Annotated in this window: 27 protein-coding genes (1 of these 27 cut by a window edge); 14 read left to right on the top strand and 13 right to left on the bottom strand. The window is 67.6% G+C overall.

Annotated features, from left to right (window positions below; all coding sequences use genetic code 11):
- Nucleotides 1-803 carry the 5' portion of a LysR substrate-binding domain-containing protein gene (locus V5F63_RS20980; RefSeq protein ID WP_509210810.1) on the bottom strand. 55 nt of this gene lie to the left of the window's left edge, so 803 of the gene's 858 nt are visible here — the first part of the coding sequence; the start codon lies at nt 801-803; its stop codon lies beyond the left edge, outside the window.
- 97 nt (nt 804-900) lie between these two features.
- On the opposite strand from V5F63_RS20980, the gene V5F63_RS20975 reads away from it, so the two are divergent.
- Together V5F63_RS20975 and V5F63_RS20970 are read left to right on the top strand one after the other, a co-directional pair.
- On the top strand, nt 901-1,281 hold the full coding sequence (locus V5F63_RS20975; RefSeq protein ID WP_394103144.1) for a tautomerase family protein: 381 nt from the start codon (nt 901-903) through the stop codon (nt 1,279-1,281).
- Nucleotides 1,282-1,389: 108 nt separating this feature from the next.
- A complete protein-coding gene (locus V5F63_RS20970; protein ID WP_394103143.1) occupies nt 1,390-1,725 on the top strand; it encodes a GIY-YIG nuclease family protein in 336 nt (111 codons plus the stop codon).
- Nucleotides 1,726-1,738: 13 nt separating this feature from the next.
- On the opposite strand, the gene atzD is transcribed toward V5F63_RS20970, so the two are convergent.
- The 7 genes from atzD to V5F63_RS20935 all read right to left on the bottom strand — a co-directional run bounded on the left by atzD (nt 1,739) and on the right by V5F63_RS20935 (nt 8,591).
- The gene (atzD, locus tag V5F63_RS20965; protein WP_394103142.1) at nt 1,739-2,818 is read right to left on the bottom strand and encodes a cyanuric acid amidohydrolase; all 1,080 of its coding nucleotides are present in this window, start codon (nt 2,816-2,818) and stop codon (nt 1,739-1,741) included.
- An 8-nt stretch (nt 2,819-2,826) separates the two neighbouring features.
- Complete coding sequence (locus V5F63_RS20960) at nt 2,827-3,600, bottom strand: ABC transporter permease (RefSeq protein WP_394103141.1); 774 nt, start codon at nt 3,598-3,600, stop codon at nt 2,827-2,829.
- Entirely contained in the window at nt 3,597-4,436 is an 840-nt protein-coding gene (locus V5F63_RS20955) for an ABC transporter ATP-binding protein (protein ID WP_209485352.1), read from the bottom strand. The genes V5F63_RS20960 and V5F63_RS20955 overlap by 4 nt, the downstream gene beginning before the upstream one ends.
- Entirely contained in the window at nt 4,433-5,869 is a 1,437-nt protein-coding gene (gene allB / locus V5F63_RS20950; protein ID WP_394103140.1) for an allantoinase AllB, read from the bottom strand. The genes V5F63_RS20955 and allB overlap by 4 nt, the downstream gene beginning before the upstream one ends.
- 10 nt (nt 5,870-5,879) lie before the next feature.
- Nucleotides 5,880-6,671, bottom strand: coding sequence for an SDR family NAD(P)-dependent oxidoreductase (locus V5F63_RS20945; protein ID WP_209485350.1), 792 nt, complete (start codon nt 6,669-6,671; stop codon nt 5,880-5,882).
- Nucleotides 6,672-6,752: 81 nt separating this feature from the next.
- Nucleotides 6,753-7,808, bottom strand: coding sequence for an ABC transporter substrate-binding protein (locus V5F63_RS20940; protein WP_394027577.1), 1,056 nt, complete (start codon nt 7,806-7,808; stop codon nt 6,753-6,755).
- Between the two features lie 24 nt (nt 7,809-7,832).
- Entirely contained in the window at nt 7,833-8,591 is a 759-nt protein-coding gene (locus V5F63_RS20935) for a cysteine hydrolase family protein (RefSeq protein ID WP_209485347.1), read from the bottom strand.
- 132 nt (nt 8,592-8,723) lie between these two features.
- Here V5F63_RS20935 and V5F63_RS20930 point away from each other — a divergent pair, with 132 nt between their 5' ends.
- Nucleotides 8,724-9,638 (top strand): LysR family transcriptional regulator, encoded by a 915-nt coding sequence (locus V5F63_RS20930; RefSeq protein WP_209485345.1) that lies wholly within the window; start codon nt 8,724-8,726, stop codon nt 9,636-9,638.
- 29 nt (nt 9,639-9,667) lie between these two features.
- Here the strand turns inward: V5F63_RS20930 and V5F63_RS20925 are convergent, their stop codons facing one another.
- A complete protein-coding gene (locus V5F63_RS20925) occupies nt 9,668-10,444 on the bottom strand; it encodes an SDR family NAD(P)-dependent oxidoreductase (protein WP_209485344.1) in 777 nt (258 codons plus the stop codon).
- 186 nt (nt 10,445-10,630) lie between these two features.
- Here V5F63_RS20925 and V5F63_RS20920 point away from each other — a divergent pair, with 186 nt between their 5' ends.
- The 5 genes from V5F63_RS20920 (at nt 10,631) to V5F63_RS20900 (ending at nt 15,938) form a co-directional block, all read left to right on the top strand.
- Nucleotides 10,631-11,380: an SDR family NAD(P)-dependent oxidoreductase gene (locus V5F63_RS20920; protein ID WP_394103139.1), complete on the top strand. Its 750-nt coding sequence runs from the start codon at nt 10,631-10,633 to the stop codon at nt 11,378-11,380.
- Between the two features lie 109 nt (nt 11,381-11,489).
- Nucleotides 11,490-12,338, top strand: a complete 849-nt coding sequence (locus V5F63_RS20915; protein ID WP_394103138.1) for a branched-chain amino acid ABC transporter permease — start codon at nt 11,490-11,492, stop codon at nt 12,336-12,338.
- On the top strand, nt 12,335-13,327 hold the full coding sequence (locus V5F63_RS20910; protein ID WP_394103137.1) for a branched-chain amino acid ABC transporter permease: 993 nt from the start codon (nt 12,335-12,337) through the stop codon (nt 13,325-13,327). The genes V5F63_RS20915 and V5F63_RS20910 overlap by 4 nt, the downstream gene beginning before the upstream one ends.
- Nucleotides 13,324-14,031, top strand: a complete 708-nt coding sequence (locus V5F63_RS20905; RefSeq protein ID WP_394103136.1) for an ABC transporter ATP-binding protein — start codon at nt 13,324-13,326, stop codon at nt 14,029-14,031. The genes V5F63_RS20910 and V5F63_RS20905 overlap by 4 nt, the downstream gene beginning before the upstream one ends.
- Nucleotides 14,028-15,938 carry an ABC transporter substrate-binding protein gene (locus V5F63_RS20900; protein WP_394103135.1) on the top strand — a complete coding sequence of 637 codons (1,911 nt, stop codon included), beginning with the start codon at nt 14,028-14,030 and terminating at the stop codon, nt 15,936-15,938. The genes V5F63_RS20905 and V5F63_RS20900 overlap by 4 nt, the downstream gene beginning before the upstream one ends.
- Nucleotides 15,939-15,975: 37 nt before the next feature.
- On the opposite strand, the gene V5F63_RS20895 is transcribed toward V5F63_RS20900, so the two are convergent.
- Complete coding sequence (locus tag V5F63_RS20895) at nt 15,976-16,797, bottom strand: IclR family transcriptional regulator (RefSeq protein WP_209485329.1); 822 nt, start codon at nt 16,795-16,797, stop codon at nt 15,976-15,978.
- A 337-nt stretch (nt 16,798-17,134) separates the two neighbouring features.
- Between V5F63_RS20895 and V5F63_RS20890 the strand changes: the two genes are divergently transcribed.
- From V5F63_RS20890 to V5F63_RS20865, 6 genes are all read left to right on the top strand, one after another.
- Nucleotides 17,135-17,878: an SDR family NAD(P)-dependent oxidoreductase gene (locus tag V5F63_RS20890; RefSeq protein ID WP_394103134.1), complete on the top strand. Its 744-nt coding sequence runs from the start codon at nt 17,135-17,137 to the stop codon at nt 17,876-17,878.
- A 33-nt stretch (nt 17,879-17,911) separates the two neighbouring features.
- The gene (locus V5F63_RS20885) at nt 17,912-18,655 is read left to right on the top strand and encodes an SDR family NAD(P)-dependent oxidoreductase (protein WP_394103133.1); all 744 of its coding nucleotides are present in this window, start codon (nt 17,912-17,914) and stop codon (nt 18,653-18,655) included.
- Nucleotides 18,656-18,784: 129 nt separating this feature from the next.
- Nucleotides 18,785-20,017 (top strand): ABC transporter substrate-binding protein, encoded by a 1,233-nt coding sequence (locus V5F63_RS20880; protein WP_394103132.1) that lies wholly within the window; start codon nt 18,785-18,787, stop codon nt 20,015-20,017.
- Between the two features lie 99 nt (nt 20,018-20,116).
- Nucleotides 20,117-20,518, top strand: coding sequence for a cupin domain-containing protein (locus V5F63_RS20875; protein ID WP_209485322.1), 402 nt, complete (start codon nt 20,117-20,119; stop codon nt 20,516-20,518).
- A 62-nt stretch (nt 20,519-20,580) separates the two neighbouring features.
- The gene (locus tag V5F63_RS20870) at nt 20,581-21,447 is read left to right on the top strand and encodes a fumarylacetoacetate hydrolase family protein (RefSeq protein ID WP_394103131.1); all 867 of its coding nucleotides are present in this window, start codon (nt 20,581-20,583) and stop codon (nt 21,445-21,447) included.
- On the top strand, nt 21,444-21,782 hold the full coding sequence (locus tag V5F63_RS20865; RefSeq protein ID WP_394103130.1) for an NIPSNAP family protein: 339 nt from the start codon (nt 21,444-21,446) through the stop codon (nt 21,780-21,782). The genes V5F63_RS20870 and V5F63_RS20865 overlap by 4 nt, the downstream gene beginning before the upstream one ends.
- A gap of 72 nt (nt 21,783-21,854) precedes the next feature.
- Here the strand turns inward: V5F63_RS20865 and V5F63_RS20860 are convergent, their stop codons facing one another.
- From V5F63_RS20860 to uraD, 3 genes are all read right to left on the bottom strand, one after another.
- Entirely contained in the window at nt 21,855-22,178 is a 324-nt protein-coding gene (locus tag V5F63_RS20860; RefSeq protein ID WP_394103129.1) for a hypothetical protein, read from the bottom strand.
- 30 nt (nt 22,179-22,208) lie between these two features.
- Nucleotides 22,209-22,643 carry an RNA-dependent RNA polymerase family protein gene (locus V5F63_RS20855; protein ID WP_348634259.1) on the bottom strand — a complete coding sequence of 145 codons (435 nt, stop codon included), beginning with the start codon at nt 22,641-22,643 and terminating at the stop codon, nt 22,209-22,211.
- A 115-nt stretch (nt 22,644-22,758) separates the two neighbouring features.
- Nucleotides 22,759-23,637 carry a 2-oxo-4-hydroxy-4-carboxy-5-ureidoimidazoline decarboxylase gene (uraD, locus tag V5F63_RS20850; protein WP_394103128.1) on the bottom strand — a complete coding sequence of 293 codons (879 nt, stop codon included), beginning with the start codon at nt 23,635-23,637 and terminating at the stop codon, nt 22,759-22,761.
- Nucleotides 23,638-23,644: the final 7 nt, after the last annotated feature.

The raw sequence follows: 23,644 nt of genomic DNA, 5'->3' as shown, positions 1-23,644 counted from the left end.
GACAAAGCGTCTCTGGCACGGCTATGGAGCATGATCGGCTGACGCGGAAGGTCCGGAAGCCCGAGCCTTCGCCCGACGTCCATCGCGCCGAAAGGCACCATGCGCGGAGAAAGCGCTGCGACGCCAAGACCTGCCATCACGGCTGCAGCAACTGCATTGACGCCCCCGCCGACGAAAGTCTCCCGCCACCGCACGTCCGCTCCATCGAGCAAATGACACGCCAGCGCGCGGACGCCGCAGGGCTCGGCCATCGTGGCGATGGGCAGCGGTTCGTCTGGCCGGTGTTGCCACGACGGTGCGGCGAACCAGCCGAACCGCTCTTCGGCGATCAGCGTGCCATCGTCCCGGTCGGACCGTAGGCGAACCAGAACCGCATCGAGCTCCCGTCGATCGAACTGCTGGAGCAGATCCACCGATGATCCGATCCGGATCTCGATCACGAGCTGGGGATCCTGTGCGTTCATGCGCGCGATCAATGCCGGAAGCTCCGGCCCCGCAACATGGTCACTGATTCCAACAATCAAGCGCCGCCGTTGCTCGTAAAGCGACGCAATGGCCCGGTCATGGGCCTCCAGCAAGGCGCGCGCCTGATCGAGGAAGGCCGAGCCGCGGGCTGATAGATGCACGAAACGGGGGCTGCGCTCGAACAGGCGACAGGCGAGGCGCTCCTCCAGCCGTTTCAGCTTGAGGCTGACTGCTGCCTGGCTCGTCCCCATCGCTTCTGCGGCCCGCGTGAAACTTTGCAGTTCCGCGATGTGGACGAACGCGCGGACGGCATCAAGATCGAGTGGCGGGTCTATCATTAAAAATCGCTATTACAGGTATCATTGCAGATAGGATATCAAAATGATCGGGCGGCCTCTACCGTCGCTTCGTTCATCATAAGAACGGAGCCCAGAGATGCCCCTCACGCAGATCTACCTCAGGGCCGGCAAGCCGGCAGCGTATCGACAGGCTGTTTGCGACAGCCTGGCCCGCGCGATGCGCGAAACGTTCGATGTCCCGAAAGACAACCAGTTCATGACCCTCTCGGAGCATTCGGCGGAGAACTTCAGATTTGATCCCGCATATCTCGGCATCTCCCGCAGCGAAGATCTGGTGTTCATCCAGATCGCTGCGATCGATACCCGCTCCTTGGACCAGAAGAAGGAGTTGTTTCGGCGGATCGCTCAATATTTGAGCGAGAATCCTGGGCTGCGGCAGGAAGATGTGTTCATCAATCTCATTGAGGTGAAAAAGGAGAATTGGTCGCTCGGCAACGGCATCGCGCATTACGCCTGAACCGCATCGGCTGGTCCCTGCCCAGACGGGCAGGGATGAGTGCCGGTCCGGTCATATTTACCCGGAGTCAAATATGGGATATATCATCCGGGTAAAATGGAGGTTGCGGTGGACAGGCAAGAGCGAAAAGCGGCCATAACGGCCTACAGGGAGCGCAAACCCGCACTCGGCGTCTATACGGTGATCTGCACCGCGACGGGAGAAACGTGGGTCGGGACCAGCCGGACCTTGGACACGATCAAGAACCGACTCTGGTTCGAGCTCGCCATCGGCAGCCACGCGAACGGCGCGCTCCAAGCGACCTGGACCGCCCATGGCGCCGGCGAGTTCCGTTATGAGGAACTCGACCGCCTGCGCGATGATTTTCCCGATTTCGAACGGGACGACGAACTGAAGAAGCGCCGGGCTTTATGGCAGGCGCGGCTCAAGGCCCGCCTGCTGTAAGGGAGCGGGCAAATTACCTTTGCTCGGCAACGATGCGCCGCGCGATGATTGCCACCGGGCCTCCTCCATCCGGGCCCTGGTGCTCCGCACCGCCGGAAACGTAGATGTCCGTGTGGCCGACGACACCGGCCAGCGCACCGGCGACGAAGGCGCGGGCGTGGCGGGTCGAGGAGATGTCGCTGTCGTCCAGCATGGTGTGGCGTCGGCCGCGAATGAGGCCGCTGCGGCTCGCCTCCGCCTTTGCGAGCACGATGGTGTCGTCGCCTGTACTAACACCCAGCGTGCCGATGGCCTCGCGCGCCGGCGCCACGTCGATGGCATCCGCCATCACTCCATGGGCAATGGCGAGGGGGCCGCTCCAGTCTTTCGACAGGCCTAGCACGACGATCTCATGGCCGAGCAGTTCGATGCCACTGGAGCAACTTGCGCGTCCGGACCACAGGCCGTAATCGGCGCAGATGGCGGCATCGGACAGCGCCGCCTCGGCCACCTCCCCAAGCGCGAGGGCGATGCCGAGGGCGCTGGCCCCGCGCGACAGCCCCATGGATTTGAGCGTGTCGGAGGTGGCCGTGGTGGCGCCCCGCGCATCGGCTTCGCGTACCCGCGCGGCGGTGAGCAGCGGGCACTTCACCTGCACGAAATGAACGTCGCCGGCGTCCCTGATGCCGGCCGCGACCATAGCCTGGCGCACGCCTTCAGCCACCGCCCGCACCTGTCCCATCCGGCCGAGATGCTCGGACGGAAGGTCCGGCGTATGCGCGCGGCCAACCGCGAGGGCAGGGGAGGGACCGCCCGGCGCGGCCTCGGCAACCTCGAACACGAGAAGGTGCGGGGACATGCCGCCCTCGGTCCCGCCCGACATGACGAGACAGATATCGTCCGCCGCCGCGCCGACATGCGCGCGCAGCAGCGCCTGCAAGGCGGAAACCGAGAAGCCGCGCGAGAAATCGTTGACGCAGCCGTTGCCCTCGGTCTTGCCGAAGATCGCGAGAATGCCCTCGGGCGCGATGGCGCCGGAGGCGATGGCGGCAGCAAGGCCCGACACGTCGTCGGGGCTCGCGGTGGGGATGCGATGGACCTTGGCTGTGCGCATGGCGTGTCTCAGGTGAATTCCGCGCCGTCCTTGCGTCGGGCCCAGCCGATCACCCGCCCCTCGATGAGGGAGAAGATGGCGTAGAGGCCGACGCCCAGCAGCGCCAGCACGAGCAGTCCGGCGAAGACGAGGGGCACGTCGAAGGAGGAGGAGGCGATCATCATCAGATTGCCGATCCCGCGGTTGGAGGCCACGGTCTCGGCGATGACGGTGCCGACGAAGGCGAGCGTCACCGACACCTTCAGGGAGGCGAAGAAATAGGGCATGGCGCGGGGCAGGCCGACATTGAACAGGATGTCGAGCTTGGTGGCGCGCAGCGCCTTCATCACGTCTTCCAGTTCAGGCTCCGTGGTGGCAAGGCCCGTGGCCACATTCACCACGATGGGGAAGAGGCTCATGATCATGGCGGTGAGCACCGCCGGCACCGTTCCCGCGCCGAACCACAGGACGAAGATCGGGACGACCGCCACCTTGGGGATGGAGGAGAAGCCGATCAGCAGCGGATAGCCCGTGTCATAGGCAAGGCGCGAGGAGCCGATCAGCACCCCGAGCAGCACGCCGATGACGATGCCGAGGGCGAAGCCGACCAGCGTGGTGTAGAGCGTCTGCACCGTGTGCGGCCAGATGGCCGGGGCCTGCAGCCAGAGTGTTTCAAAGATCTGGCTCGGGCGCGGCAGCACGATCTCCTTGATGTGGAAGACCACGCAGGCGAGTTCCCAGACGAGGAAGAAGCCGACGATGACGGCTGCGGAATTGAGGCGGCGACGCAGGGTGTAGGTCATGCGGCGCTCTCCACCGTGGCGTCGGGTGTGGCGGCGGGCGCGCGGGCCGAGACGATGAGGCTGCGCAGGCGCTGGGTGAGGGAGACGAAGCCCGGCTCGTAGGTCATCTCGATGGTGCGCGGGCGGGCGAAATCCACCACGCAATCCTCGACGATCCGCCCCGGCCGGGCGCGCATGACACAGACGCGGTTGGCAAGGTATCCGGCTTCCTTGAGATCATGGGTCACCAGCAGCACGGTCGGCCGCCGGGTCAGCCAGAGATCCTGAAGGATCGCCCACAATTCCTCGCGGGTGAACTGGTCGAGGGCGCCGAACGGCTCGTCCAGCATCAGAAGCTGCGGGTCGTGGATCAGCGCGCGGCACAGGGAGGCGCGCTGGAGCATGCCGCCGGAGAGCTGCCAGGGAAACTTGTCGCCGAAGCCGGCGAGCCCCACCTGCGCCAGCAGCGCATCGGCGCGGTCGCGGAATTCGGTCTTCTTCTTGGCGCGATACTGCTGGCGGAAGGGCGGCACGATCTTCAGCGGCAACATCACGTTCTGCCGGATGGAAAGCCACGGCAGCAGCGTCGGGTTCTGGAAGGCCATGCCCACCCGCACGGGCTCGGCACCCACTTCGCGCTGGGCCACGAACACCCAGCCAGCCGAGGCGGAAATCAGCCCCGTCACCAGCTTCAGGATGGTGGATTTGCCGCAGCCGGAGGGCCCGACGAGGGCGACGAAATCACCCTTGCCGATCTTGAGGTTTGTGGTGCCGAGCGCCTCGACGGTGCGCTCGCCGCGCCCGTAGGCGAGGCGCACGTCCTGGAGCTGGACGAAGGGGGGAGCGTCCTCGGTCATGCCGCCACCTCCGGTCGGTCGGCGGTGACCGCCGACAGGGTCTCGTCGGTGTGCAGGGGACGGGCCTCCGGCATCTGCTGGATGGCATGGACGGAACGGCCATGGCCCTTCGTGTCGGCGACCAGCGCGCGATCCTTCATCACGAAGCGCCCGCGCACCATGGTATGGCGCGGCAGGCCGACCACCTTCCGGCCATCCCACGGGGAGATCTTCGAGCGGGACTGAAGGTCGGCGTCGCGCAGCGTCCAGGCGTGGTCGAGGTCCACGAACGCGAGGTCGGCGTCGGCACCCGGCAGGATGGCGCCCTTCTTCGGGTAGAGGCCCCACACCTTGGCCGGGTTCACCGCGCTCCAGCGCACATAGTCGCGGATATCGTAGCGGCCGGCCGCGACCTCGGTGAGCATCAGCGGCATCTGGGTTTCCACGCCGGGGAAGCCGCAATCGACGCTCCAGATGTCGGCGCGGGTCTTCTCCTCCGGGGTGTGGGGAGCGTGGTCGGTGGCGATCATGTCGATGGTGCCGTCGAGAAGGCCGGCCCACAGCGGTTCGTTGTTCACGCTCTCCCGGACCGGCGGGTTGACGCGGATGATGCCGCGGCAGCGGGCGTAATCGGCCTCGCCGAGCATGAGATAATGCGGGCAGGTCTCGCCGGTGATGTCCACGCCGCGCGCCTTGGCGTCGCGCAGCGGTCCGAGTTCGGCGGCAGAGGAGATGTGCAGGATGTGGATGCGCGCGCCGGTCCACTCCGCAAGAATGGCGGCGCGGGCCACGGCCTCCACCGCCACGACGGCGGGTCGGGAGGCGAGATGGGCGAGGGGATCGGTGCGCCCGCTCTCGGTCAGGCGCTTCTGGCGCCGCTCCATCACGGAATTGGTCTCGGCATGCAGCGAGATGCGCTTGCCGGTGGGCGCCACCATCTCGAACGCCTCCAGCATCGCCCCCGTGGAGGGCGTCGGGATGCGGCCGAAGGTGTTGCCCATGTAGCACTTGAAGCCGATGATTCCGGCCTCGATCAGCTCCGGCACCTTGTCGATGGTGTCTTCTCCCAGCACGGCATAGAGGCCGTAGTCCACATGCGCCTTGGAGGCGGCGATGGCGTGCTTGACCTTCAGTGTCTCGCCATCCGCGACGGTCGGGATGGTGTTGGGCATGTCGAACACCGTGGTCACGCCACCGAAGGCCGCGGCGGCGGTGCCGCTCTCGAAGTCTTCCTTGTGGGTGTAGCCGGGATCGCGGAAGTGCACATGCACGTCGATGGCGCCGGGCAGGATGTGGAGGCCCGTGGCGTCGAAGGTCTCCTTCGCCTCCGGCATGGCATCGGGCGCGCCCACGGCGACGATGGTCTCGCCGCGGATGGCGATGGAGGCCTCGATGACCGTCTCGGGGGAGACGATGCGCCCGCCGTGGATGACGAGATCGACCGGTTCGTTCATGTCATCCTCCTCAGAGCATCGCCCAGCCGCCGTCGACCGGCATGTCGATGCCGGTGAGCTGGCGGGATACGTCGCTGGCGAGGAACAGGCAGGCGTTGGCCACGTCCTCGTCGGTGGTCACGCGGCGCAGGGCATAGTCCGCCGCGTGGCGGGCCATGGCTTCCTCCAGCGTGATGGAGAGCTTCTTTGCCATGTCGGCGCAGACCTTCTCGCGGAAGCGCGGGCCGTCCACCATGCCGGGCTCCACGCAGTTCACGTTGATGTTGTGCTGGCCCACCTCCAGCGCGAAGCTCTTGGTGATGCCGCGCAGGCCCCATTTGGAGGCCGAATAGGCCATGCGTCCGGCCCGCCCGCGCATGCCGAAGGTGCCGCCCACATTGACGATCTTGCCATAGCGGCGCTCGATCATGGTGGGCAGCACGGCGCGCATGGTGTGGAAGCAGCCGTTCATGTTGAGGGTGACGATCTCGTCGAACTCCGCAGGCGTCGTCTCCACCCCGGTCTTGCCGATGGGGCCGGAGCCGCCGGCCACGTTGACGAGGATGTCCACCGTGCCGAAGGCCTCGACCGTCCGCGCGGCGGCGGCATCGCAGGCATCGGCGTCGGTGAGGTCGCAGGCGATCACGAGGGCCTCGGCGCCGGCGGCGCGCACGTCATCCGCAACCGGCGCGATGGCGGCCACGTCGCGGCCGATGAGGGCGAGGCGGCAGCCTTCGGCCGCGAACGCGCGGGTGATGGCGGCGCCCATGCCCTTGGCGGGGCCGGTGATCAGCGCGACGCGATCCTTGAGCTTGAGATCCATGGGAATTCCGTAGGGTATGGGGCGCCGCTCCGCTTCGGGGAGCGGCGCCGGGTCTCGAAAAGGAAGGTCAGGCCGGTTCGGTCAGAACAGTTTCTTGGGCAGGTCCGCCACCGGCGGCAGGAAGGCGGGATCGAAGATCTGCGACGCCTTCGGCGTGGTGGGCAGCTTGTTGGCGTCCACCAGGATGTCGATGGACTGCTGCAGGCGCTTCATGTCCACGTTGCCGAGGCCGATCTTCGCGATCTCGGGGTGGTTCATCTCCGCCTTCAGGGTGGCGTCGAGGCGTTCCTTCTCAAGCGGAACCTTGATGAGCGGCTCGCGCTTGGCGACGGCGGCCACCGCCGCGTCCGGATCCTTCAGCGTGTCCATGACGCCCTTGTTGAGGGCGCGCAGGAAGCCTCTGATGGCCTCCGGATTGTTCTTGATGAGATCGGCCGACACGATGATGCCGTTGGAATAAAGGTCCATGCCGTAGTCGCCGAAGCTGATGTAGCGCAGCTTGTCGTCGTCGGCACCGATGAGCTTGGCGGAGAAGCGGATGGTGTTCACATAGCCGAACACGCCGTCCACCTGGCCCTGCATCAGCATCTGCTCGCGCAGGTTGGGCTGCATGTTGGTGATCTTGATGCCGGAGCAGTCGATCTTCGCCACCTTGCAGAAGGCGGGGAAGAGCTTCAGCGCGCCGTCATTGGCCGCGCCGCCCAGCGTCTTGCCTTCCAGATCCTTGGGCGTCTTGATCGGGCTGTCCGCCTTCACCGCGATGGTGAAGGGCGGCTGGTTGAACATGATGTAGACGGCGGTCGGCGCGCCCTCGGGCTTCTTGGCGGCGAGCTCGATCAGCGCGTTCACGTCGCCGAAGCCCATGTCATAGGTGCCGTTGGCCACCAGCGGAACGGCGGCGCCGGAGCCGTTGCCCTGGTCGAAGGTGACGTCGAGACCCTCGGCCTTGAAGTATCCGCGGTCCTGCGCGAGGAAGAACATGCCCTGCGGGCCCTGATACTTCCAGTTGAGCACCATCTTCAGCTTGGTGTCCGCCAGCGCCGGCAGGCCGGCGACGGCCGTCGAGGCGACGCCGAGGGCAAGGGCAAGCGCAAATTTGCTGCTTGAAAGGCGTCGCGAGAGTGTCCGGAGTGTCATTCTGAGGGTCCCGTCTGGCTCTGGTTATTGTTGAGGCTGGTCTTCAAGGGCGGCGAGGAGGTCGCCGCTCGAAAGCGTGACGCCGTAGAGCTGGCGCACGAGGAAGAGGACGGCGTCCGACACAAAGGCCGGGGAGACGGTGGCGCAGGCGTCTTCCACCAGAAGGCAGCCGTAGCCCCGGAAGCTCGCGTCGCAGAGGGTGGAGAACACGCAGCGGTCGATGTTCACGCCGGTGAACACGAGCGTGTCGATGCCCCGGTTGCGCAGGATGGAGTCGAACTCGTTGTCGTGGAAGCCGGAGAGGCGATGCTTGTGGACCACGAGGTCGCCCGGCTCCGGTGCGAGCGCGTCGATGGTCGCGGCGCCCCACTCGCCTTCCACGAGAATGCGGCCGCGCCCCTCCACCGAGGGGTCGCCATAGACGGGCCGCGTCCCTGCGCCGGACGCCTTGGCGAGCAGCGGGGCCGAAAGCTCGGCACGGTCCGCCCGCACCCCCCAGTTCACGAAGATCACCGGCAAGCCTGCCGCCCGCGCGGACGCCGTCAGCGCCTGGAGGGTGGGAACGATGGCTAGAAGCGGGGACGGGTCGACGCCGAGGCGGGGAAACCAGCCGTCGGGTTCGAGGAAATCGTTCTGCATGTCGACGACGACGAGCGCGCTGCGCGCCAGGTCGATTTCCGCCGGTTGCGGCGCCGCCGGCAGCGTCACGATGCGTGGGGCGACCACCGATCGGGCGAATTTCAGCGGGGCCTGTTTCAGCGGGCTCGGGTCGGACGCGGACATACAATTGCTCTCGCGACACGCCGGAGAAGGGCTCTCCTGCTGAGAGATGACACTGGCACGACACAGTGATGCGATCCATTGCCGATTATTCCACATGCTGTAGCCTAAAAGGCTACGATAGGTGAGGACGGCATGCGGCACCTCAGATTCCTGCGCTACATGGACGAAGTTGCGCGCACCGGCTCCATTCGCGGCGCCGCCGACCGGCTCAATGTGACGCCCTCCGCCCTCAACCGTCGCATCATGGATCTGGAGGAGGAACTGGGGCTGAAGCTGCTGGAGCGGCGCCCCCGTGGCGTGCGGCTCACCTCGGCCGGCGAGGTCTTCCTCACCTATGTGCGCGAGCAGTTGAACGACGCTGACCGGATGCGCTCGCAGCTCGAGGATCTGCGCGGCCTGCGCCGGGGCACCGTGCGCATCGCCTGCAGCCAGGCGCTGGCGCATGATTTCCTGCCCCGGCAGATCGGCGCCTTCCGCAAGCGCTATCCGCTGATGACGTTCGAGGTGATGGTTGTGGACCACGAGCGGGCGATGGGCCTGCTGGTGGACTATGTGGTGGACCTCATCCTCGTCTTCCGCCCGCCGTTCCTGGGGCGCCTGCGGCCGATCATGACCCTGCCGCAGCGGCTGGTGGCGCTGATGGTCGAGGACCATCCCCTCGCCCGCAAGGCGAAGCTGCGTCTCGCCGACTGCACGGGCTATCCGCTGGCCCTGCCGGAATTCTCCACCGGCGGCCGGCAGATGATCGAGGAGCGGCTGTCCCGCGCGGGGCTGAAGCTGTCGGTGGCGGCAGAGACCAATTCGTTCGAGCTGCTGCGCGGGCTGGTCGCCCACACGGGCATGATCTCGTTCCAGATCGAGATCGGCGCGCAGCCCGAGGCCATGCCGCCCGGCATCGTCGTGCGTCCGGTGGACGAGCGCGACCTGCCGAGCGCCGATCTGGTGCTCGGCCAGCTGCGCGACCGCAACCTCCCGCTGGCGAGCGCCCAGTTCGCCGAGCATCTGGCCGGCGCGTTGCGCGGGCGCATGGAGGTGCCGGCAGAGTAGGGGCAGCCTGGGCCGGCTGCCCCATGACCTCAGATGATGCCGGTTTCCACGGCCACACGCCGATAGCTGGCGCCGGCGGTGAAGCCGCCGTCGATCACGAAATCCTCGCCCGTGATGAAGGCGGAGCGGTCGGAGGCGAGGAACAGTACCAGCTCGGCGATCTCTTCCGGTGTGCCGCTGCGGCCCATGGGCGTCATGCCGATCATGGGCTGGAGATGCGGGCTCGCGGCGTTGAGGGCCGTCACCACCAGGCCCGGGCATACGGCGTTCACGCGGATGCCGCGCGCGGCATATTCCATGGCGGCGCTGCGGGTGAGGCCGCGCAGCCCCCATTTGCTCGCCGTGTAGGCCGGGTCGTAATGGCCGGAAAAGGCGCTGTTCGAAGAAATGTTGACGATGCTCCCGCCGCCGGTCTCCTCCATCAGCGGCACCGCTGCCCGGATACCGAGGAAGGCGCCGGTGAGGTTGACCTTGAGAACGCGCTCCCACGCCTCCGGCTCGGTGGCGGAGACCGTTGTGCGGTTGATGATGCCGGCGTTGTTGACGAGGATGTCGAGCCGCCCCTTCCAGTCGCGCACCGCCGCGATGGCCTGAGACCAGTCGGCCGCGTCGGTCACGTCGAGCGCGCGGAAGCGGGCCTCGATCCCCTCTGCGGCAAGCTCAGCCGCGAAGGCTTCGCCCTCCGGTGCGAGCACGTCGCACACCATCACCGCCGCCCCCTCGCGGCCCAGGCGTCGCGCCTCCGCCGCGCCCTGGCCTCGCGCCCCGCCGGTGACGACGGCAACGCGCCCCTCCAGTTCCCTCATGCTTTTCTCCCCGGATTTGGTGTTCGAGCCCGGCCGGCCGTGGACGTCTAGCCCAAGAGGGGCCACCGGAAAGCCCTTGCCACAGATTTTAGAATAAACTAAAAATCGCATAATACGAGATTAATCGTCGCTCAACGATCTCCGGACTCGACAGGGTCGCAGAACCGGGACGGGGGAGGAAACGGGATGCTGCAAGGAAAGGTCGCCCTCATCACGGGGGCCGGCATCGGGATCGGCCGCTGTGCGGCGGAGCTGTTCGCCCGCAACGGCGCCCGCATCGTCGTGGCCGAGATCAACGAGGAGGCGGGCCGGGAAACAGCCGAGCGCATCCAGGCCCAGGGCGGCGAAGCTCTCTTTGTGCAGACCGACGTGACCGACGCGGCCGGCGTCGAGGCGGCGGTGGCGGCCGGCGTCGCGCACTATGGCCGGCTGGAGGTGATCTACAACAATGCCGGCGGCTCCACGACCCGGGACAGCGACGTCACCCGCGCGCCGGACGACGAATTCTGGCGGGCCATGACGCTCGATCTGCACGGCACCTGGCTCGTCAGCCGCTTCGGCATTCCCGAGCTTATCAAGGCCGGTGGCGGGGCGGTGGTGAACGCGGCCTCGGTGGTGGCCCTCATGGGGTGGCCGGGCAAGGATGCCTACACCGCAGCCAAGGGGGCCGTCGCCGCGCTCACCCGCTCCATGGCGGTGGAGTTCGCGCCCCACAACATCCGCGTGAACGCGGTCGCGCCGGGGGTCACCCGCACGCCCCGCGTGGTGGCGCAACTGGAGCAGCTTGAGACCACCCAGCGCCTCACCGCCGCCCACCTGCTGGGCATGGTCGAGCCGCTGCATGTGGCGCAGGCGGCGCTGTTCCTCGCGTCCGAGGCTTCCGGCCGGACCACCGGGCATGTGCTGCCCGTGGATAGCGGCCTCTCCATCTCCTGACCCAGCCGACCGCATCCCTACCGCCAGGGAGCGGTCAGGGCCCGCCACCTGGCGGTAGGGATACCGCCTCGCCGCCAGACCGCAGCCGCCCGCCCACAGGAGGGGTCTGTTGATCATCCATATCCTCAATGGCTTCGTCTACGGGGGCCTGCTCTATCTGGTCGCCATCGGGCTCGTGCTCATTTTCGGGCTCCGGCAGGTGGTGAATTTCGCCCACGGCAGCCTCTTCATGCTGGGGGCCTATGTGGGCTACGCCGCCACCGCCGTGGCCGGATTCTGGGCCGGCGTTGTGGTGGCGACGCTGGTGCTCGCAGCGCTCGGCCTGCTCCTCGACCGCGCGGTGTTCCGCCCACTGCAGGACCAGGATCCCATCGTCACCCTGCTCGTGACTTTCGGCCTCCTGCTGGTGCTGGAGGATCTGGTGCGCACGGTCTGGGGCAAGGACACGCTGACCATCGCCATGCCGGACCTGCTGAGCGGCATGGTGCGCATCGCCGGCGAGGATTTCCCGGTCTACCGCCTGTTCGTGATCCTGGTCGCGGCGGGCATGGGGGCGGGGCTCACACTGTGGCTCAAGCGCAGCCGCATCGGCCTCTATGTGCGGGCCTTCGCCTCCGACCCGCTCACCACCGGCACGCAGGGCGTTGACACCGAGCGCGTCAGCGCCGCCGTGGTCGCGCTGGGCGCGGGCTTCGCGGGGCTCGCCGGCATCATCGCAGGTCCCCTCCTCGCCCTCTCGCCGGCCATGGGCGGGTCCATCCTCATCGAGAGCTTCATCGTGGTGGTGGTGGGCGGCTTCGGCAGCTTCTCCGGCGCGTTCGTGGCGGCCCTCGTGATCGGCCAGCTCCAGAACCTCGGCATCGTCTTCATCCCGTCCTTCGCCACGATGATCCCCTTCCTGCTGATGATGCTCATCCTCTTGTGGCGTCCCCTCGGCCTCACGGGGAGGGCGGCATGACGACCCCCGCCACCCTCGCAACCGCCGCCCCCGTGCGCGGTGCGCGCCTACCGGGCGGCCTCGTCGCCGCCATCGTGGTGGCTGCCGGGTGCCTGCTGCCCTTCGCCGGCGCGTCGCCGCTTCTCCTGTCGCTGCTGGTCCAGGCCGTCATCGGCGCCATCCTGGCGACCGGCGTCGGCTTCCTGGTGCGGCAGAACGGCATGGTCAGCTTCGGCCATGCCCTGTTCTTCGGCCTCGGCGGCTATGTGCTCGGCGTGCCGATGGCGCACGGGCTGCTGCCGCCGGAGGTGGCGGTGCTGCTGGCACTGGTCGTGCCAGCGCTGCTCGCCTTCCTGCTCGGCCTCGTCATCACGCGCATTCCCGGCGTCGCCTTCTCCATGCTCAGCCTCGCCTGCGCGCAGACCTTCTACGAGGTCGTGCTGAAGGTGCGGACGCTGGCCAACGGCGACGACGGCATGTCCATCACCTTCCCGGTGCGGATCTTCGGGCTCGACGTGGCCCTGCTGCAGGAGCCGCGCTCCATGTTCCTGATCTGCTGGGGGCTGCTCGCGGCGGTTCTTCTCGGCCTGTGGCTGTTCACCCGCTCGCCCTATGGCCTGCTGACGCTGGCCATCCGCTCCAATGAGGAGCGCGCGCGCTTCATCGGCTACGAGACCGTGGTGCCGCGCGCCGCCGTCTATGCGCTGTCGGCGGGCGTGGCGGGCCTCGCGGGGGTGCTGGCGATTTTCTACAACGCCTTCATCTCCCCCGACATGATGCACTGGACCCTCTCCGGCTCGGCCCTCGTGATGGCCGTCATCGGCGGCACCCGGGCCGTGTGGGGGCCGGCGCTCGGCGCGGTGGTGTTCTTCTTCTTCAAGGAAATCGTGGGCGACGCCACCGAGCATTGGCCGGCGGTGATCGGCGTCACCCTCATCGTGGTCACCCTGTTCGCGCCGGTCGGCCTCAGCGGGCTGCTCGCGCGGCTTTTCTCCGGGAGGGCGGCATGAGTGTGCCGGCCATCGAGGGGCGTGCCCTCTCCCGCACCTACGGCGGGTTCCGCGCGCTGGACGGCGTCGACCTCACGGTGGCGCGCGGCGAGGTGCGCGGCATCATCGGCCCCAACGGAGCGGGAAAATCCACGCTCATGGACGTGCTCACCGGTCGCGCGGCCACCCGTGGCGGCACGGTGCTGCTGGGCGGGCGGGACATCAGCGCGCTGGCGCCCCGCGCCCGCCAGCGCGCCGGCCTCGCCCGGTCGTTCCAGAAGACCAACGTCTTCCTCGACCTCACCGTCGGAGAGCAGATCCGCCTCGCCGGCCGCTGCGCAACGCTCGACAACGGCGAGGAGGTGCTGGTGGCGCTGGGCCTCGCCGAGATCGCCCACCGTCCCGCCGCCGACATTTCCTATGGCGACCGGCGCCGGCTGGATCTCGCTTTGGCGCTGGTGGGCCGCCCGCAGGTGCTGCTACTCGACGAGCCGGCGGCCGGCCTCACGGTTGAGGAATCCCTCTCCATGGCCGGCCTGCTGAAGGATCTCGCCCGCCGTTGGCACGTCACGGTGCTGCTGGTGGAGCACGACATGGAGGTGGTGTTCGGCATCTGCGACCGCATCACCGTGCTCCACCTCGGCCGCCTGCTCGCAGAAGGCACGCCGGATGAAATCCGGTCCGATCCGCGAGTCATCTCCGCCTATCTGGGGACTGCCGCATGACCTTGCTCGGCTTCGAGGCGGTGGACGCCTTCTATGGTCGCGCCCAGGTGTTGAGGGGCGTCAGCATCGCCATCGGCAAGGGCGAGCGGGTGGGGCTGCTGGGCCGCAACGGCGTCGGCAAGACCACGGTGGTCAATGCGCTGCAGGGCATCGCGCAGGTTGGCGGCGGCACGGTGGTGATGGGCGGGCGGCCGGCGCCGCGCATCCGCCACTACAGCGCCGCCCGCGCCGGCATCTCGGTGGTGCCGCAGGGCCGGCGCATCATCCCCGCGCTGAGCGTGCGGGAGAACCTTCTGCTCGGCGCCGCCGTCGCCCGGCCCGGTCCCTGGACGCTGGCGCGGGTGTGCGACCTGTTCCCGGTGCTGAAGGAGCGTCAACACACGCCCGGCACCGCCTTGAGCGGCGGCCAGCAGCAGATGCTCGCTATCGGCCGTGCGCTGATGGCCAATCCCGACCTCCTGGTCCTGGACGAGCCGTCCGAAGGGCTGGCGCCGGTCATCGTGGATGAGCTTGCAGAGGTTTTCGTGCGCCTCGCGGACGAGGGCACCAGCCTGCTCCTCATCGAGCAGCATATCAGCCTCATCCGTCGCGTGGTGGATAGGTACCACATCATGGCCAAGGGCATGATCGTGGACAGCGGACCGTTGGCCCAGCTGACGACCGAAAAAGCTCAAGCAACACGTCGCCGTCTGAAGGCGCAAAAAAGGGTGGGACTGCCAATGGGATGGACGATGCGTTTGGGCGGCATGCTTGCGGCCGCCGTAATACTGCCGGTCGCGGCGATGGCGCAGGAGCCGCTGCGGATCGGCGTGCCGACCGCGCTGACCGGCACCTATGCCGACCTCGGCAGCCAGGTGAAGCGCGCCATTGCCTTCGCCGCCGCCGAGGCCAATGCGGCGGGCGGCGTCGACGGCCACAAGGTGGAGGTGGAATATCTCGACACGGAGGCCAAGCCCGATCTCGCCCGGCGCCAGGCGGAAAAGCTGGCGCTCCAGGGCAACAAGGTGCTCATCGGCGCCATCGCCTCCGGCGAGGCCCTCGCCATCGCGCCCCTGCTGGCGCGCTGGGACGCGCTCTACATCGCGACCACCAACAAGAGCGACAAGATCACGGGCGAGGCCTGCGTGCCGCGCCTGTTTCGCGTCAACCGTCCCGACAGCTCCGACGCTGCCACCATGGCGCCGTGGCTGAAGGGGCGGGGTGAGGAGACCTGGGCGGTGATGGCCGCCGACATCGCCTGGGGCCGGGATGTGGCCGCGAGCTTCGGCAAGGCCGCGGCGGCGCAGGGCAAGAAGGTGGTGCTGGAGAATTTCTCCGCCCTCGGCACCAATGATTTCGCGACCTACATCCAGAAGATCAAGGATTCCGGCGCCAAGGGCGTGTGGGTGGCTCTGGCCGGCCGCGATGCGGTGAACTTCGCCATGCAGGCCAAGCAGGCTGGCCTGCTCGACAGCGCCACCGTGGCCGGGGTGAGCTTCGTGACCGACAACACCGTCGCCTCCATCGGCGACGCAGCGAAGGGCATCGCCGGCATCATCAACTACTCGTCCACCCTCGACAATCCGGCCAACAAGACCTTCGTGGCGGCGTGGGAGAAGGTGTATCCCGGCACCACGCCGACCAATTTCGAGGGCGAAACCTACATCGCCATGCAGGTGCTGTTCCAGGCGGTGAAGGCTGCCGGCAGCGTGAAGGCGGCGGACATCGCCAAGGCCCTGCCGGGCCGCACCTACGCGACCATTCTGGGCGACCAGCAGATGCGCCGCGAGGACAACCAGTTGGTCGGGCCGAACTTCTTCGGCGTCGTGGAGGTGTTCGACGGCAAGCTGCGCCCGGTGGTGAAGATGTCGGTCCCGGCCGATACGGCCACGGTCGCGGCGAGCCCGGCCTGCAAGATCGCGGGTTGAGGGGGCGGGCAGCGTTCGCGGGGGCGCCGCCCCCTCCTCAGTCGACGGGCGAGGCATCCTCGGGGGACGGGGTACGGATCCTGCGGGGGCGCGCCGCCCGCTGCGCCGGCCGGTCTCCGGCCTCTCCGGCGATGGCACTGGTGATGCGGGCGGCCAGATCCTTGATCTCGCCCACCAGGTCTTCCTTGCCGTCGCTCTCGAAGCGCGCCTCGCGCACCGCGAACACCACGCTGCCGAGGATGCGCTTCTCCGCATCGAACACTGGCGCGCCGATGCCCACGAGATCCGGGATCACCTCGCCCCGCGTGACGCAATATCCGTCGCGGCGCAGGCGGGACATATTGGAACGGAACTGCTCCCAGTTCTCGCCGAGGCCGGCCTCGCGCACCAATTCCCCGTGCCACAGCATGATGTTGCGCAGCTGGTAGGGGGTCAGATGGGCGAGGATGGTCTTCGCCATGGCGCCGCGGAACATGGGCATGGGCCGGCCGCGCTCGTAATATTCCGGCACCGAGCGCTCCGGCCAGACGATATCGGCGCACATGACCTTGTCGCCGTAATAGCTGCACAGCATCACATTGATGCCGAGGCGCGCGCTCACGTCCCGCATGGGGGCGCCGGCGCGGGTCAGCAGCGGGTCGGCGCGGCGCACGAGGCGGTCGAGCTCAATGATGCGCGGGCCGAGCACGTAGCTGCCGCCCGTGGTCGGGGCGAGCAGGCCCGAATCGCACAGCGACTGGATATAGCGATAGGCGGTGGCGCGGGAGGCGCCGGCCGCCTGGACGTCCTCGAGCTGGATGCTCATGCGGTCCTCGCCGAAAAGGTCGAGAACCTTCAGCATCTTGTCGAGACTGCTCATGGCTGCGTCCCTTCGGTTTCATGCGCCCAGTTTCATGCACCCGCGGCGCACCAACCGTCACCGCATTATAGGGGCCACCCCCGCGGATTGAAATTTGCGAGCAGTTTCAACTCCGCTCCCGCTCCCCCGGCGGCAATGTTCGCGCGGGAACGTCAGGAGAAGCCAAGCCTCTGTAAATCGAGGCGACACAATGCCATGAGACATTGACATGGCTCAAGATCAAGAAATAATCTCATAATACGAGAATAATTTAATACGAGGAAATGCCCGTGTTTGATCCGGAAGACGTCGCGCTGCAGGCCATAGCCACCCCTGTCCGGTCGGGCAGGGTCCGCCTGTGACAGCTCGTGCCCCCTACGACCTCTCCGGCATGCGCATCCTGCTCACCGGCGCTGCCGGCGGCATCGGTCAGGCGACGGCGCAGCTGTGTGCGCGTCTTGGCGCCGAAATGGTGCTGACCGACGTCGCGCCCGCTCCGGGCCTCGCCGAAGATCTGCCCCGCGACCATGGTCAGGCCCACAGCTACGCGGCCTGCGACGTGCGCAACCGCGCTGCCGTTGAGGCGCTCTGCGCATCCGTGGGCGCACTCGACGCCGCCGTGCTGAACGCCGGCATCTTTCCGCAGGAGCAGTGGCTCGCCGACGATTGGGACGACCTCTTCCACGAGGTGATGGCGGTGAATGTGGCGGGGCCGGCGCATTTTGCCCGCGCGCTCGTTCCGGCCATGAAGGCGCGGGGCAACGGCCGCATCGTGCTTCTGGGCTCGGTGGCGGCCCACACCGGCGGCACCTACGCTCATTCTCCTGTGAGCTATGCGGCCTCCAAGGGCGCGATCCACACCTTCGTGCGATGGCTGGCGCGGCGTGCGGCGCCGGAGGTGCTGGTGAACGCGGTGGCGCCCGGATCCACCCTCACGCGCATGGTGGCGACTGCCGATCCCAGGGCGTTGGAGGCCATGCCCGTGCCGCGATTCGGCCGGCCCGAGGAGATTGCCTGGCCGATCGCCTTTCTCTGCTCCCCTGGCGCGAGCTTCGTGTGCGGCGCCATTCTGGACGTGAACGGCGGCGCCTACATGGGCTGAAGGCCGCGGCGCCTTTTAATCAGGGAAAACATCATGTTGCTGGACGGCAAGGTGGCCATCGTCACGGGCGCGGGCAGCCCGCAGGGGATCGGCTATGGGGTGGCGCGCCGCTTCGCACGGGAGGGGGCGCGGGTGGCACTGCTCGATCGCTCGCCCAGATCGGCACAGGAGTTGGAGCACGAGCTGGGACCTGACGCCATGGCGGTGATCGCCGACGTGCGCGACGAGGCCGCCTGCGCCGCCGCCATCGCCGAGGTGGTGGCCCGCTGGGGGCGGCTCGACGTGCTCGTGAACAACGCCGGCGTGGTCCAGTCCCGCCGGACGCGCGACATCTCCCGCGACGACTACGACCTCGTCATGGACGTGAACCTGCGCGGCACGCTCCACATGTCCCAGCAGGCGCTGGCGCACATGGGGCCGGGCGGCTCCATCGTCTGCATCGCCTCCATCGCCGCGCAGCGCGGCGGCGGGCTCATGGGCGGGCCGCACTATGCCGCCTCGAAGGGCGGTGTGCTGGCGCTGGTGAAGTCCATGGCGCGCGAGTTCGGCCCGGCCGGAATCCGTGTGAACGCCGTCAATCCGGGCGTCATTCTCACCGGCATGACCGCGGGCGCCTATGAGGGCGAGCGCGGCGCGAGTGTCATCTCCACCATTCCGCTCGCCCGGCTCGGCACGCCGGACGACGTGGCCGGCGCGTGCCTGTTCCTGGCCTCGGACCTGGCCGGCTACGTCACCGGCGCGTCGGTGGATGTGAATGGCGGCATGCACATGCACTGATGCGCGTCGCGGTTGACACTAGTCTCACAAAATGAGATTTTTAGCTATTCGCTATCAGATGCGGAAACGACCTGCGAAGCAGGCGCGCGTTGGAACGCTCCGGCGTCCGATCAAGGGGAGGAGACACAGATGAAGCGCATGTTGGCCCGCGCCGCCGTTGCCCTGGCGGTGGGCGGTTTCTCGCTCGCGGCGACATCCGCCGCGCGGGCGCAGTTCAGCGATGGCGTGATCCGCATCGGCGTGCTGAACGACCAGAACGGCATTTACGCCGACATGGCCGGCCCCGGCTCCGTCGCGGCGGCCAAGATCGCGGTGGAGCAGATCGGCGGCAAGATCGGCAACACGCCCATCGAGATCATCGTCGGCGATCACCAGAACAAGCCGGACATCGGCCTCAACATCGCGCGCAAGTGGCTGGACGTGGACGGCGTCGACATGATCGCCGACATCCCCAATTCCTCCATCTCCCTGGCGCTCGTCCAGCTGGTGAAGGAAAAGAACAAGGTGGCCGTCATCGCCACTTCCAACAGCAACCGGCTGACCGGCGATTCGTGCACGCCCAACCATGTCCACTGGACGCTCGACAATTACGCCCTCGCCAAGAGCACGGCGACGGAAGTGCTGAAGTCCGGCGGCAGCAGCTGGTATTTCGTGACGGTGGACTATGCGTTCGGCCATGACATGGAGCGCGAGGCGGGACAGATCGTGAAGAATGCCGGCGGCACCGTGGTCGGCTCCGTCCGCCATCCGCTCGGCTCGTCGGACCTCTCCTCCTTCCTGCTGCAGGCCCAGGCTTCCGGCGCCAAGGTGATCGGCTTTGCCAATTCAGGCGCCGATTTCACCAATTCCATGAAGCAGTCGGCGGAGTTCGGCATCACCCAGGGCAAGCAGAAGCTTGCGGCGCTGGCGGTCTACCTGACGGATATCAAGTCGCTCGGCCTCACGAGCGGGCAGGGGCTCTATCTCAGCGAGCCGTTCTACTGGGATCTCAACGACCAGACGCGCGCCTTCGCCAAGAAGTTCTCGGAGAAAATGAACGGTGCCATGCCCACCTCCTTCCAGGCGGGCGTCTACTCCGGCGTGCTCCACTATCTCAAGGCGCTCCAGGCCCTCAACAGCGACGCGGACGGCCGCGCCATTGTTGCCAAGATGAAGGAGCTGCCCACCGACGACCTCGCCTTCGGCAAGGGCTACGTCCGGGCGGATGGCCGCAAGATTCACCCCATGTACCTGTTCAAGGTGAAGAGCCCGGACGAATCCAAGGGTCCGTGGGATCTCTACGCCAAGATCGGCGAAACGCCCGCGGAGCAGGCCTTCAAGCCCCTTGATGCCGGCGGCTGCGCCCTGGTGAAGCAGAACTGAGCGGGCGGGCTTTTCCTTCAGCGAAGCCGGGAGGCTGCGGGCTCCCGGCAACTTGCCCCCGCACACTCTCGGTCCCGCATCGATTTTCAGGAGCAGATCATGGTTGCAATCACCCCCGGCCTCGCCGGCGAGGACAAGCTCGGGCCGACGGACTCGCGCTATGTGGATGTGGCGAGCCTGCCGTGGAAGCCCACGCCCACCAAGGGTATCGACATGAAGATCCTCCTCCTCGACGAGGAGACGGGGCTCATGACCGCGCTCTTCCGCTGGGAGCCCGGCACCGTGTTGCCGCGCCACGAGCATGTGGAGATCGAGCAGACCTACGTGCTCGAAGGCAGCATCGTGGATGCCGAGGGCGAGGCGCTGTCCGGCAACTACGTGTGGCGCCCGGCGGGCAACCAGCATGTGGCACGCTCCCCCAACGGCGCGCTCGTCATCTCCATGTTCCTGCGCCCGAACAAGTTCCTCGACGGCGATCTCGCCGGCCAGGAACTGAAGTAATCCCTGGGGCCACGTTCGGGGCCGGACCGGCGTCCGGCTCCAGGCCCGTGCGAAAGAGCATCATGCGCATCGTCCGTTTCGAACATCAGGGGCGCATCCAGTTCGGAGCGCGCCGTGGAAGCCATGTGGCACCTTTCGCCGGGCTGGCGGGAGGATCCTTCGCCGCCCTCCTCGCCGGGCTTCGCGACGGGACACCCCTTCCCGAGGCTGAGGCTGTCGCGCAGACGCAGGTGAACCTGCTGCCGCCCGTGCCGCTGACCGGCAAGATCATCTGCATCGGCCTCAATTATGCGGACCATGCGCGCGAAGGTGGCCACCCCATTCCGACCTATCCGGCGGTCTTCCTGCGCACCGCCACCTCGCTGGTCGGCCACGGCCAGCCTCTCTTGCGGCCCATGGCCTCGGACCGCTTCGACTACGAGGCCGAGCTGGCGGTGGTCATCGGGCGCACCGCCCGGCATGTCCGCGCGGCCGAGGCGCTGGATTTCGTGGCCGGCTACTCGTGCTTCAACGATGGCTCGCTGCGCGACTTCCAGCGGAAGTCCACCCAGTGGACCATGGGCAAGAACTTCGACAAGTCCGGCTCCATCGGTCCCGAACTGGTGACCCAGGAGGCGCTGCCCTCAGGCGTCGGCAACCTGCGCATAGCCGCGCGCCTCAACGGCGAGACGCTGCAGGATGGTTCCACCGGCGACATGATCTTCCCGGTGCCGGACCTCATCGAAATCCTCTCCGCCGTCATGACGCTCGATCCCGGCGATGTGATCGCCACCGGCACACCCGCCGGCGTCGGCTTTGCCCGCACGCCACCGCGTTTCATGCAGGCCGGCGATCTCATCGAGATCGAGATCGAAGGTATCGGCATTCTCGCCAACACCATCGTGGACGAAGCCTCTGGCGCAGGCGAACAGGAAGGCGTGCGGCGATGATCGTCGAAGAGCGGATGTACGTGCTCCACACCGAGGTGAACATCGCCGACTATATGGCGATCTACACCAGCGAGGGCCTGCCGGTGCAGCGGGAGATCCTTGGCGGCTTCCTCGGCTACTTCACGACCGAGATCGGCACGCAGAACCAGCTCATCCACTTCTGGGCCTATGCGGACCTGGAGGAGCGCCGCAAGCGCCGGGAAAAACTTGCGGCCCAGCCCGCCTGGCAGGGATGCCTCATGAAGATACGCCCCATGATCCGGACCATGGAAAACCGCATCCTGCTCCCCACGGCTTTTTCCCCATGGCCCGGCGTGCCGCTGTCGGGTCAGTAGGGCTTCGGAGCGCATCTCGGGTTCCCCGTCTGCGATAAGGCGGGGGCAGATGAGGCTCATCGAGACGCGCCCCTATTCCACCGCCAACCGCTCGGCGAGTTCGCGCACGTCGTCCCAGCTCAGCCGGTGGCGTGCGTCGCCACCGGTGTCCACATCGACGCCCTCCGCATGGACGGTGGCGGAGAAGTCGCCGTCCATGCCCACGGGGCTGAGATAGAGGAAATCCGTGCGCCGCCAGTCGTGGGCGACTGCGGTGAAGGCGCGCGACAGGGTGCGCCCTTCCTCCAGCGTCAGGTCATAGTGCAGCGCCTCGCTCAGCGTCATGCGCAGCATGTCGCCGAGCAGGCGGTGGGACACGCGCCGGACGAGGGGGTAGGGGACGCTGTGGTCGGTCATTGCTTGAGGCTCATGGCGAAGTCCGGCCGCTCAGATCGCCCGCACCTCTTCCGCTTTGGCGACGAACTCCAGCGTGTCCGCTGCGTCGAAATCCGCCACAGGCACCGCGAAGGCGAAGCGGTTCGCGTACCAGAAATTGCCGAAGGGCAGGAACAGGCTGCCGGAGGTGAAGGTGGCGAGCGGCGTGTCGCTCGCCTTCAGCACCGCCTCGAAGCCGGGGCCGGCTTCAGCTGCGGCGGTGTTGTCGCCGAACACCTCGAACTGCACGACGAGCCTCACCAGCGGGGCGCCCGCCTCCTCCGTCCTGATGGCGATGACCTTCAGGTCCTGGAAGCGCCGGCCGATGCTGCCGTCCGCCAGCAATTGCGGGAATTCATGCACGCGCCCCTTCTTCACCGCGAGGCCGTCGGCGGGCAGCACGCCGAGGTCGGCGAGCCCGGTGGGCTTGGCGGGGGCCAGTGTCACGCTGGTGCGGGTTTCCTGCAATGCCGGCAAAATACGCTCCTGTCGGGTGGGTCGTTGGACATGCGACAAAAATCGACATTGCCCACCCAGAAGCACATTGCGCGCCAGATCGTCCTCAGCTCCCGCGATAGGTGGTGTAGGAGCCGGGGGAGAGAAGGAGCGGCACGTGGAAATGCTCCTCCGGATTCCACACGGTGAAGGCCACGCGCACCTTGCCGAGATAGGCGCGGGCGGTGGTGGAATAGCCGTGGCGGGCGAAATAGGTGGGCGTGTCGTAGCGCCACTCATAGGTGCCGGCGGCAAGGTCGCCGTTGCCGAGGAGATGGTGGTCGCAGGCGCCGTCATCGTTGGTGACGAAGGAGGTGAGGCGCGTCATGCCGCCATCGCTCTCCCGCCGCCACAGCTCCACGCCCAGCCCGCCGGCCGGTGCCGCGCGCACGGTGTCGAGCACGTGGGTGGAGACGCTGCCCGTGGGCGCGGCGCGCACGCGGTCGAGCAGCCGCATCCAGGAGATGGCCGCGACCTCCGCCAGCGCCTCCGTGCGCTCCGCCTCGGGGCTCGCCGCGAGCCGACGCTCGAAGGTGGCGAACAGGGTCTCCAGCGAGGCCTTGCGCACCGCGAGGATGAAGGGATAGCCGAAGCGCGCCTCATAGGCGGCGTTCAGCCGGTCCAGCCGGGCGCTGATCTCGGCGTCGAGCGCATCGAGCCCGAGGGCGGTCTGCTCGGCGGTGGATTCCGCCGTGGTGCCGCGCCGGAGCGTCTCGGGGGAGAGGCGGGGATGGCCGTTGAGGAAGTCCGCCAGCGCAGGAGCGGGCAGCGCCTCGATGCCGGCGAGCATCGCCTTGTGCAAAGCGGTGAGGGTGGGGAACGGGCGCGTGGCGGCGGCGCCCTGCGCCACCCAGGGCGCGTTTTCGAACACTGGGCCGAGGGCGGCGGCGAAGTCCGGCGCGGACATGGCGTTCAGCGCGTCGAGGCTCAGGAGGTGGCCGGTCATGTCTCTC

The organism is Xanthobacter wiegelii (genome assembly GCF_043193855.2).
GTDB lineage: Bacteria > Pseudomonadota > Alphaproteobacteria > Rhizobiales > Xanthobacteraceae > Xanthobacter > Xanthobacter flavus_A.
This window is presented reverse-complemented; position numbering and strand designations above follow the sequence as displayed.